Annotated in this window: 2 protein-coding genes and 1 pseudogene; 1 reads left to right on the top strand and 2 read right to left on the bottom strand. The window is 74.8% G+C overall.

The genetic code is table 11. The features are described from left to right. On the bottom strand, nucleotides 1-1,630 hold a 1,630-nt coding region (locus AB0C29_RS39120), incomplete at its 3' end, for a hypothetical protein (RefSeq protein ID WP_360831627.1). 56 nt (nucleotides 1,631-1,686) lie between these two features. Here AB0C29_RS39120 and AB0C29_RS39125 point away from each other — a divergent pair. After that, nucleotides 1,687-3,084 carry a macro domain-containing protein gene (locus tag AB0C29_RS39125; protein WP_360831630.1) on the top strand — a complete coding sequence of 466 codons (1,398 nt, stop codon included), beginning with the start codon at nucleotides 1,687-1,689 and terminating at the stop codon, nucleotides 3,082-3,084. 4 nt (nucleotides 3,085-3,088) lie between these two features. Here the strand turns inward: AB0C29_RS39125 and AB0C29_RS39130 are convergent. Next, nucleotides 3,089-3,466 (bottom strand): annotated as a pseudogene (locus tag AB0C29_RS39130) (TetR/AcrR family transcriptional regulator); the annotation flags it as partial.

The following is a 3,466-nucleotide window of genomic DNA, read 5'->3' on the forward strand; positions in this document are numbered from 1 at the left end:
GCCCCCGCGCCGGGGCGGTGCCCGCTCCGCCGGCTCCCCGCAACCGCGCCGCGGCTCCCCGCGCGTCGCGCCCCCCCCCCGCCGCCCCGACCCGGGCCCGCAGCGACTGGGCCAGGTTCAGGGCGTCGAGGGCCCGGGACGGATCGTCGTCGCGTACGGAAAGGTGGCCGGCTCGTCCGGCGAGCACCGCGGCGTCCAGCGCGGCGCGGTCACCCGTACCCTCGAAAAGAGTGCGCAGGCCGACGCCCAGATTGACCGACGCCGGGCCGCGGAAGCGGTGTTCCGGCGGCAGCTCCTCGAGGGCGGCCCGCAGCATGCGGACCGCCTCCCGGACGTCGGCCGGCGCCTCGCCGCCGAGCTGACCGCCCTCCCCTGGGCCCGCGAGGAAATGCCGGTCGAGCAGCGCACAGCCGAGATGGATGGCGTTCGGGGCGAAGTACGGATCGCCCGGAGGCGCCGCGTCGACGCCGTGGCGGGCCGCGTCGATGGCCGCCGTCAGATCCGCCGGGTCGCGCGCCAGCCGGAACCGCTCGCGCAGGGCCGCACTGGAGTTGGACCACATGGCGGCCACCTGCCGGCGATCGGGCGCGAGGGCGAGCGCCTCGGCGCAGACCGCGACCGCCTCGTCCAGATCGTCGCGGGACCGGTAATGCTCGTAGCGGATCCGCAGCAGGTTGCCGAGGTTGGTGAGGTGGCCCGCCCGGCTCATCCGGTCCGGATCCCGCGCGGCGACGGCCTCCCGTGCCGCGGCGACCGCGGCGGTGAGATCCTCCGGCCGGCCGTCCACCTCGAAGAGCGTGCCCAGCACCGCCGCCAGCGTCGCGAGGGCGTTGGCGCGGGCGGATCCCGCACCCCGCTGCAGCCGGGCCCGCCGCTCGCAGGCGTCCGCCGCCCGCAGGAGATCGTCGTGCTGCTGCCGCAGCTGGAAACGTTGCCGCAGCGCGATCGCCAGGTTGGACAGCAGGACGTCGGTGCCGCGCTCGTCGGCGCCGGGCAGCGCTTCGTCGATCATCGAGATGATCTCGTCGAGCACAGCCAGGTCGGCGAATCCGCGCAGCAGCAGGCTCCCGGCGAGGTTCGCGACCAGCACGGGGGTCTGGGGGTCGTTCGCGGCGCGGGCCAGGGCGACCGCCTCCCGGTACGCGGTCACGGCGGCCTCGGCGTCGCCCGGCTGCGGCCGGTGCCGGAAACGGGCGGCCAGTGCGGCGCCCGACCGGGCCAGGGCCGCGATCCTGGCTTCTCCGTCGTCGGTGTCACCTGACGGTTCCAGACCGAGCTCGGGCCACAGTGGCCGGGGCACCCGCTCGGGTGAGGCCGTGGCGATGTAGCCGAAGAACTGCTTGGCCACGAGGTACTCGGGTTCTCGCTCGCCCGGCGGCAGCACCAGATACCGGGACCAGTGCAACGAGGCCACCAGGTAGAGCGCGCGGCCGACCTCCGCCGGTGCGACCGTCCGGTCGTGGAGAGCCCGCACGACCAGGTGCGCGTCGGCCAGTGCCTGCTCCGAGGTGACCGCCTCCCGGTCGCCGGTGAGGAACGCCTTGATCCGGTCGCTGAGCGCCGTCAACCCGCCGTCGCCGGGCATGTCACGGGCCGCCGGCCCGGCGCTGGAGGCGGCCGCGCACGGCATCGACGGGCGTAGGCGCCATGGGTGGAGATTCTATCGGCGCGTGGCACGGTAGAGGGGTGTCAAGTCCACGAGCGGCGGACGTGGTCCTGCTCACCGCGCTGCCCGTCGAGCACCGGGCCGTGCTGCGGGCGCTCGGCGGCGTGACCCGGGTCGGACCGTACCGGGTGGTCGCGCGGTGCCTGGCCGGCATGGGCAACACCGGCGCCGCGGCCGGGACGCAGCAGCTCATCGACACTCTGCGCCCGGCTGCCGTGCTGCTGCTGGGCATCGCCGGCGGGGCGCCGACGACGTCGGGCCTGGCGCTGGGCGACGTGCTGGTGGCCGACACCGTCGTCGGCTACGAGCCCGGCCGCCACGACAAGGCAGGCCTGCACCGGCGGCCCGACGTGCACCGGCCCGACTTCGCGCTGCTGGCCGCGGCGCGGGAGGTGGAGCCGGGCGAATGGGCGCCGTTCATCGACGCGGACCGTCCTGGCGGGAGCCCGGCGCCACCCCGGTCGCATCTCGGCACGGTCCTCAGTGGTGAGAAGGTGATCGCCGACGGGCGGGAGCTGGCCCGGCTGAGCCGCGCCTGGCCGAACACAGTGGGTGTCGAGATGGAGGGCCTGGGCGTCGCCACGGCCTCCTACCGCAGCGGCGCCGGTTTCCTGCTGATCAAGGCGGTCAGCGATCTGGCCGATCAGGACAAGGACGACGCCTGGCAGGAGTACGCGAGTGAGGCCGCGGCCCGCTTCGCGCTGGCCGTGCTGCGCCGGGAGCCGCTCACCAAGCGCGCCGACGACGAATCCACCGCCGAGGCGGAAGCGGACGAGCCGCGCATGTTCGCCCTCGCACCGGCGCACCGATCGCCCTGCCGGCTCGGTGCGGTGGCCGGCAGCATCCGCCGCGTGCGCTTCGCCGATGCCTGGGTGAGCAGCGAGAACACCGACATGGAGATGTCCCGGGCGGCCGAGTTCACGATCTCGGGCATCGTCCGCTACTGGGGTGCGCGCCGCGACGGCGGCGGCCGGATCGTCGACGACACCATCGCCCGCCAGCTGGCCGAGCAGGTGGGCAGCCGCCGGCCGGTCATGCCCGGGGCCGCGTTCGTCACCGGCTCGGGCTCGCTGGCGGACAGCCACCACGTCCGGGCGATCATCCACGTCGCCTCGGTCCAGGGCGAGCCGGGGGCCGGCTTCCGTCAGGTCCGCAACGTCGGTGTGTGCGTGACCAACGCCCTGGCGCTGGCCGAGACCCTCGACGTCACCAGCATCGTCCTCCCGCTGCTCGGCGTGGGCAGCGGGCACGGGGACCCGCAGGCCACCGCGACCGCCATGATCACCGCCGCGATCGATCATCTGAGCGGACGGGCCACGACCGGGCTCCGGGCGATCTACTTCCTCGGCTACACCCGGTCCGAGCTGGACACCCTCACCACGTGCCTGACGGAATCCCCGTACCTCCAGGCCCTTTGACCGCTCACTCCGCGCGCGCCAGCGAGGAGAGGATGATCTCCCGCGCCATCCGGACCGTGGCCGCCAAGGCGGCCGGATCCCGGCCGAGGCGTTCGGCGCCCGCGCGCATGACGCCGGACAACAGCTCCACCGCCAGGGGTACGTCGCCGACGTCGCGGAACTCACCGCGGGTGATGCCGTCCCGCACGACGTTCTCCACCTCCACCACGATCGCGTGGAACGGGCTGCCCGGCCCCTTCGGCGCCGCGGCGTCCGGCGGCCCGGAACCCGGCCGGAACATCAGCTGCAGGGCCTGGTCCGTGAACGCCTCCAGCACCGCCTCGATGATCTCCCGCAACCGCTCCGGGGCCGGCTCCGAAGGGGCCGGGCAGCCCGTTCCACG

Origin of the sequence: Actinoplanes sp. NPDC048791, from assembly GCF_040650095.1 — a bacterium.
In the GTDB taxonomy this organism is placed as follows: Bacteria; Actinomycetota; Actinomycetes; order Mycobacteriales; family Micromonosporaceae; genus Actinoplanes.